Source organism: Ruminococcoides bili (genome assembly GCF_040093295.1).
GTDB classification, from domain to species: Bacteria; Bacillota; Clostridia; order Oscillospirales; family Acutalibacteraceae; genus Ruminococcoides; species Ruminococcoides intestinale_A.
This window is the reverse complement of sequence record NZ_JBBNJY010000028.1, coordinates 21,705-27,759: the sequence shown is the minus strand read 5'-3', so window position 1 is coordinate 27,759 and position 6,055 is coordinate 21,705. Positions and strand designations below refer to the sequence as shown.

General features: G+C 39.5%; 9 protein-coding genes and 1 tRNA gene. 1 reads left to right on the top strand and 9 read right to left on the bottom strand.

Annotated elements, in window-relative coordinates; translation table 11 throughout:
- Positions 1 to 123 precede the first annotated feature (123 nt).
- Both AAAY30_RS08945 and AAAY30_RS08940 read right to left on the bottom strand, forming a co-directional pair.
- A complete protein-coding gene (locus AAAY30_RS08945) occupies positions 124 to 828 on the bottom strand; it encodes a hypothetical protein (RefSeq protein WP_499215668.1) in 705 nt (234 codons plus the stop codon).
- Between the two features lie 12 nt (positions 829 to 840).
- The gene (locus tag AAAY30_RS08940) at positions 841 to 1,284 is read right to left on the bottom strand and encodes a cell wall hydrolase (RefSeq protein ID WP_022234167.1); all 444 of its coding nucleotides are present in this window, start codon (positions 1,282 to 1,284) and stop codon (positions 841 to 843) included.
- A gap of 134 nt (positions 1,285 to 1,418) precedes the next feature.
- On the opposite strand from AAAY30_RS08940, the gene AAAY30_RS08935 reads away from it, so the two are divergent.
- Positions 1,419 to 1,510 (top strand) — tRNA-Ser (locus tag AAAY30_RS08935).
- Positions 1,511 to 1,630: 120 nt separating this feature from the next.
- Here AAAY30_RS08935 and AAAY30_RS08930 read toward each other — a convergent pair.
- From AAAY30_RS08930 to thiC, 7 genes are all read right to left on the bottom strand, one after another.
- Positions 1,631 to 1,801: a hypothetical protein gene (locus AAAY30_RS08930; RefSeq protein ID WP_022234166.1), complete on the bottom strand. Its 171-nt coding sequence runs from the start codon at positions 1,799 to 1,801 to the stop codon at positions 1,631 to 1,633.
- A 407-nt stretch (positions 1,802 to 2,208) separates the two neighbouring features.
- The gene (locus AAAY30_RS08925; protein ID WP_022234165.1) at positions 2,209 to 2,637 is read right to left on the bottom strand and encodes a nucleoside 2-deoxyribosyltransferase; all 429 of its coding nucleotides are present in this window, start codon (positions 2,635 to 2,637) and stop codon (positions 2,209 to 2,211) included.
- Between the two features lies 1 nt (position 2,638).
- Positions 2,639 to 3,574, bottom strand: coding sequence for an AEC family transporter (locus tag AAAY30_RS08920; protein ID WP_022234164.1), 936 nt, complete (start codon positions 3,572 to 3,574; stop codon positions 2,639 to 2,641).
- 108 nt (positions 3,575 to 3,682) lie between these two features.
- On the bottom strand, positions 3,683 to 3,943 hold the full coding sequence (locus AAAY30_RS08915; RefSeq protein ID WP_022234163.1) for a hypothetical protein: 261 nt from the start codon (positions 3,941 to 3,943) through the stop codon (positions 3,683 to 3,685).
- 33 nt (positions 3,944 to 3,976) lie between these two features.
- Positions 3,977 to 4,183: a holin gene (locus AAAY30_RS08910; RefSeq protein ID WP_022234162.1), complete on the bottom strand. Its 207-nt coding sequence runs from the start codon at positions 4,181 to 4,183 to the stop codon at positions 3,977 to 3,979.
- Between the two features lie 72 nt (positions 4,184 to 4,255).
- Positions 4,256 to 4,540, bottom strand: a complete 285-nt coding sequence (locus AAAY30_RS08905) for a hypothetical protein (RefSeq protein ID WP_022234161.1) — start codon at positions 4,538 to 4,540, stop codon at positions 4,256 to 4,258.
- A 202-nt stretch (positions 4,541 to 4,742) separates the two neighbouring features.
- Positions 4,743 to 6,047, bottom strand: coding sequence for a phosphomethylpyrimidine synthase ThiC (gene thiC / locus AAAY30_RS08900; protein ID WP_022234158.1), 1,305 nt, complete (start codon positions 6,045 to 6,047; stop codon positions 4,743 to 4,745).
- Positions 6,048 to 6,055: the final 8 nt, after the last annotated feature.

Sequence of the window (6,055 nt, the reverse complement as noted above, 5' to 3'; positions counted from 1 at the left end):
CGATCTAAAAGGTTGACCAAACTTTTAACTTCGGGCAGAAAATTTTTCTTTCTCTTGACTTTGTTGTCCGACCGAAAGTCGGCTAAACCATATTCACCCCAACTTTTGAAAAAGCATCTTATTTTAATTAAAATAAAATCTGATGAATTTAATATTGTAAAAATCGCAGGTTGTAAGGTCGTTTGTGTCAAGCTCGTTTATAAGAATATAGTTTGCCGCAACGCCGAGCAAATATCCTGATTTTGTGACAATTGTATTTGAACCCACAAGAAAATCAATGGATACTCTTCTTCCGATTTGAGTGCGTATAAAACCGTTTAGATATTGCACACTTTCGGCTGTTACCTCATACGGATTTTTTATGTCGGTCAAAAGGCTTGCCGTCGACATTGCAGTCTGATTGTTTTGCATATTTTGCATATTCTGTTCGTTTATCATTGCGGGGGTCGGCAATGTTTCGGGATTGTACGGCTGGGTTGAATCTATGTTCTGAATTTCACGAACCGCCAAATCATTTGCAACTTCGTTATTTTGACTTTCGGCAGGGATTGTCTGTGTAAGTTGATTTATCAACTGCCCCGACGCAGGATTTCTTCTATTCAGTGCCTGTTGATTAGGACTGAAACTTTGATAATTCGGACTTGTAGGGCTAACCAATGTAGCCAGGTCAAGTATGGATGGAATTTCGTAACCGTATTGCTGTATGGTATTTGGAATCTGGTTGTTTATACAATTATAATTATTGCAGGCTGAGGGATTGGTGTCGAGATTATACAGAGTATTTGGGTTGAGCTGCTGCGCCTTTTTATTGTTGATGTAATTTACCAAAACAAATCACTCCTATGTGTTTTTGTAAGCCTGTGTCGGAGAATAAAAACAATGTTTACCGATACGATTGTAAATCACGCCGATATTGGTAGGAAAATAGTTTGGACAGGTTGAGGAATAAGGATTAAAATAGAATAAAGAATTGCCGACCGAGCTGTCGGTATTGCCTGCAAGTGCCCAATCTGCAATTTCGTAGTGTATATCTTCAGGTACAATATTATACACATTTTGCGAATTGTACTGACCCCCTACGGAAGTCTTTAAGCAGGTAAACTGATTTGGCTGTGTAATGATTGCCCGCACATCTCCCCCGTTGCTTATCCGTGCAAATTCCCCGTAAGGAACAGTTGACCTGTTGATAATCACAGAGGCAACCGCACGCATACCTTCAATCCCCTCTCCTCCGCTTTCGCATTTTAACAACCGAGCAAACAATTCTCTTGTGTCAAAAGCCATAAAATCACCCGCCTTACGAAAAATAATTCGGTATTGCTTATTCATTTCATTTTATGATAAAATAATAATTTAGTTACAGGTATTGACAATTTTTAATTGAGCCGTTATAATAGTTGAGTACGATAATTTAATATGGAGATGTACCCAAGTGGCTGAAGGGTCTGGCTTCGAACACCAGTAGGTCGGTAACTCCGACGCGAGAGTTCAAATCTCTCCATCTCCGCCAAAAGCACTCGAGCAATCGGGTGCTTATTTTTTGTGATAAACACTGAAAAATCGGCTAATTTGCTATGTTTTTCAATCACTCAGCCTTTGCTTTTTGAGTGAATTTCGGTATCAAACAATATCAGCTAAAATCAATAAAGTTACACAGTAAATTATGCCATAGAGAGATTTTTGTACTATCCGAACAAGTCAGTTTACTTAAATAATACTCATCCGGTTCATATTTTGAAACTGTATCAAGAACATAATCAGCAGAAACAATCATAAAATGAATTAATTTATCATCGTCCATAAAACCACCTGCTTGTTCTTTAATCCATTTTATATATGGTAATCAATAACTTAAAAAAAGAATGATTTGGAAATTCTTTTCAGACTTGTTGCCATTCACCTGCAATAAATTTAAAACGCATTTCTTCCGTTGAACGGCAATAACTTTCCACATCCGCCCATCTGATTGAAAACAATTCCATTTCATTATTTTCAAGAATAACTGTTAAACCGTCAAAATCATCACTTACAGATTTTATATTTAAACCGTAACTGTTTATATTTTTTTAAATATCCCATTTTTCGATTTTAGTTGCTATAATTATCACCCGCATTTCTCTGTTAATTTTATAGTAATAAACTTTATAATTACTTAGCTTAAATAATATGCCGGACCATAATTTAAGTATCCGTACTAAACAAATGTATTTACTTCTGTTCGCCTGCATTGCGGACAACGGGCATTTTATCAAAATCATAGTATGAGAGTTCGTCTATTCCGTTTAAAAATGCGTGACAGCCGTTTACTATCATAAGATTGGTCTGCTCAATATTATAGCAACACACTATTACTTTTTTGCCTGACGCATAGGCATATCCGCACTCCCACGCAGTTCCGCTGTCGGAGTACATTCCACCGTAAAGCAAAACAACCGCATCGCAATCGTCAATTCCGCCTTTGTCAATTTTAAAAATTTCCTCTGCCCATTCTGCATTGGTAAGGCTTTCCCTGTTCTCAACATCGTGCTCCATAGGTACAAAAACTTCGTGACCTTTTGCTTTAAGAATTTCAACCGCACGGTGAATATTTGCAATTTCGTTATCGTTAAAAAACGGCGATGCAAGGTAAATCTTCATATTAAAATCTCCTAAAAAATATTAAAAACATTATCGGTATGGTAATCGCCGCCATTGCCTGCGACACAAGAGCAAGGCTTGCGCCTGTTTGCGGACTTTCTCCGTATGCCGATGAAATTATAACGGTGTTAAGTCCTAACGGCATTGCATTTGCACAGAGTGCGGCAAAAACTATTTCATTATCCGTATTCAAAAGCCTTAACGCAGTCACAAAAATTGTAGGAAAAACTATCAGCCTAAGCACCGCCACAATATAAGTCTGCTTTACCTTGAGCAGGCTTTTTATTTCATATCCCGCTATTACAAACCCAGTCAAAATCATTGCAACAGGTGCCATACAGGCGGCACAATCGGTAAGAATTGTACTTACAAGCCGCACCCTCGGTATTTGCAAAAGTCCGAGAATTGCGCCGATAAACAGCGACACAAATATCGGATTCAGCAATGACTTCAAAGAAAATCCGCCCTTGTCCGACGGCACAAGCCAAGCAATTCCGATTGAGTAAGTAAACATATTCAGCGGCAAGGTGAATATTAAATAATCGAAAAGTTCAATGCTGTCAGCGCCGTATATGCCCTGAACAAGCGCAGTTCCGACAAATCCGAAATTTGATACCGAAAGCGAATATCTGTACACTTTACGCAAATACTCGTCTTTGGTAAGAAATTTTGAGATAATAAAAGCAAGCGCTACCGCAACAATCAAAAGCGCAGTGCTGTAAACAAGGAAAATCCATTTTCGGCTTATATTTTCCACCGTACAATTATTCCAAAATGTATTGATTACGACCGCAGGCATAAATATTCCGTTTTCAAGGCGTGACAAAGTCCTGCCACTGCCGTCAGATAAAATATTTTTCTTTTTAAGAACAAAGCCGATAAGAATAAAAGAAAAAAGCACGGCTATGTGATTAAGCGTAGATGAAAGTATTTCCATACGATATTTCCTTTATATTATAATACAAATTTCAGCATAAAACAATAACCGCAGGTCGAGCTGACCTGCGGCTGACAATATTATTATTAATTTTTTGTAAAATTGTATTCATTTGTTTTCTTCATCTTTTGAGCATTTATCGTCACACTCTGCCTGTTCTTCCTTTTTTTCAAGGTTCATAACCGCTGAAAGTCCTGCCGAAACCGAAGAAACCAAAAGTCCGCAGACTGCGCTTTTCCACATTTCTGCATTTGCAAAATCCGTTCCCGTCAGAAACAACGCAAGATTAGCGAGAATATATCCGAGTGCCGTCTGTAGGAATGTACGCAATGCTCTTTTAAGGCAGTTTTTAGTAAAACACATCTTCATATTACATAATATTCCGTTGCCTTAAAAATGTACTTATTTATTATCGGATATTTCGGGCAATCCCGCAATACTTGTAAGCAACGAAAGAATACCCGAAAGCACGCTTGCGGAAGCAACCGCTACCCAATTCACATCACTTAGCACCGCAGACACGCCGATAACCGAAATCGCTGTTTGAGCCACGGTTTTTGCCGCACGGATACCCGCAGCTTTCGCCCATATTTTAAAACCGTTTTTCATAATTTCACCCCCTGTAATACATTTTAATTTAAAAGTTCAATATAAATTTCTGCCCATAAAAGCGATATTAGCTTATTTCTTTTCACTATTTATATGCTCAAGGTCAGCAATTCTATGATTTACAACTCTTATTTCTTCGTCCGTAACGGCTGACATTCGCTCAAGTTTGAAAACACGCTCTTGCAGATGATTATATTTATCCTGCTTATGTTCAAGCTGATCTAACCGATACACAATCAATGATTTGGTCTTTTCGTTTTCGCTTTCCTGTCGCTTACGGTTTGACGCATTTATCAGCAATTGACAAATAATACTTCCGCCCGCAACAATCAGCGCAGTCACAATTTCCGTACTCATATCACACCCCCTTACCTATGCGTAAAATATTATTAAAAATTGCAGTAATTAGGCTAATTTTATTAAAAAAGAATTAAAAAGGCACAAAAAAGCACCCTGCCGTGAGTCGCCCCAAAAAGTTAGACTAAAAATCTAACGATTTTGGGGCGGTTCAAAGCAAGGTGCAATTTTGAAATACAGGTATAAAAATGTAACTTGTTAATTAAAGAATGTCGATATGCTCGCCGTTGAGAGCCTTGTTCATACTTCTTACTGCGCAGAATTTACCGCACATTGAGCAAGTATCTTCGTGCTCGGGTTTGCGGTCATCACGGATTTTTCTTGCGGTTTCGGGGTCAATGGCACAATCCCATTGAGCCTCCCAATCAAGCTTTCTTCTTGCGTCTGCCATTTTGTCGTCAATTTCTCTTGCGCCACGCACACCTTTTGCAATATCGGCTGCGTGCGCCGCAATTTTAGAGGCAATAATTCCCTGCTTTACATCGTCAACATTCGGTAAAGCCAAATGCTCGGCAGGAGTTACATAACAAAGGAATGCGGCACCCGAAGCAGCGGCAATAGCACCGCCGATTGCGGAAGTAATATGGTCATAACCCGGGGCAATATCTGTCACCAACGGACCTAAAACATAGAACGGAGCACCGCAGCAGATTGTCTGCTGAATCTTCATATTAGCCTCTATCTGGTCCATCGGCATATGACCCGGACCCTCTACCATTACCTGAACATCTTTTGCCCATGCTCTTTTTGTAAGCTCGCCAAGGCGCACAAGCTCCTCAATCTGACAAACATCGGAAGCGTCTGCAAGGCAGCCCGGACGGCAAGCGTCACCGAGAGAAATTGTTACATCGTACTCACGACAGATATCGAGGATTTCATCGTAATACTCATAAAACGGGTTTTCGTTGCCTGTCATACACATCCAGGCAAACACAAGTGAACCGCCACGGGAAACTATGTTCATCTTTCTCTTATGCTTTTTAATCTGCTCAATAGTCTTTCTTGTAATACCGCAGTGGAGTGTTACAAAGTCCACACCGTCCTGTGCGTGAAGTCTTACAACATCAATAAAATCTTGTGCTGTAAGTGTATCAAGGTCACGCTGATAATGAATAACGGAATCGTAAACAGGTACAGTACCAATCATTGCCGGACATTCGCTTGTGAGCTTTCTGCGGAAAGGAATTGTGTTGCCGTGCGACGAAAGGTCCATAATTGCGTGAGCGCCCATATTTACAGCCTGCATAACCTTTTCCATTTCAATATCATAATCTTTGCAATCTCTTGAAATACCGAGGTTTACATTTATTTTTGTTTTTAGCATTGAGCCTACGCCCTCGGGGTCAATGCACTTATGGTTTTTATTTGCGCAAATTGCCACCTTGCCCTCTGCTACGAGCGGCATAAGTTCTTCTACTGTCATTCTTTCTTTTTTAGCTACGATTTCAAGTTCCTTTGTTACAATTCCCTTTCTTGCAGCCTCCATCTGTGTTGAATATTCTCTCATATTTCATC

Coding starts and splice junctions, on each gene's coding strand:
- AAAY30_RS08920 (WP_022234164.1), bottom strand. CDS start 3,574: ATGGAAATACTTTCATCTACGCTTAATCACATAGCCGTGCTTTTTTCT.
- thiC (WP_022234158.1), bottom strand. CDS start 6,047: ATGAGAGAATATTCAACACAGATGGAGGCTGCAAGAAAGGGAATTGTA.
- AAAY30_RS08940 (WP_022234167.1), bottom strand. CDS start 1,284: ATGGCTTTTGACACAAGAGAATTGTTTGCTCGGTTGTTAAAATGCGAA.
- AAAY30_RS08905 (WP_022234161.1), bottom strand. CDS start 4,540: ATGAGTACGGAAATTGTGACTGCGCTGATTGTTGCGGGCGGAAGTATT.
- AAAY30_RS08925 (WP_022234165.1), bottom strand. CDS start 2,637: ATGAAGATTTACCTTGCATCGCCGTTTTTTAACGATAACGAAATTGCA.
- AAAY30_RS08910 (WP_022234162.1), bottom strand. CDS start 4,183: ATGAAAAACGGTTTTAAAATATGGGCGAAAGCTGCGGGTATCCGTGCG.
- AAAY30_RS08930 (WP_022234166.1), bottom strand. CDS start 1,801: ATGGACGATGATAAATTAATTCATTTTATGATTGTTTCTGCTGATTAT.
- AAAY30_RS08915 (WP_022234163.1), bottom strand. CDS start 3,943: ATGAAGATGTGTTTTACTAAAAACTGCCTTAAAAGAGCATTGCGTACA.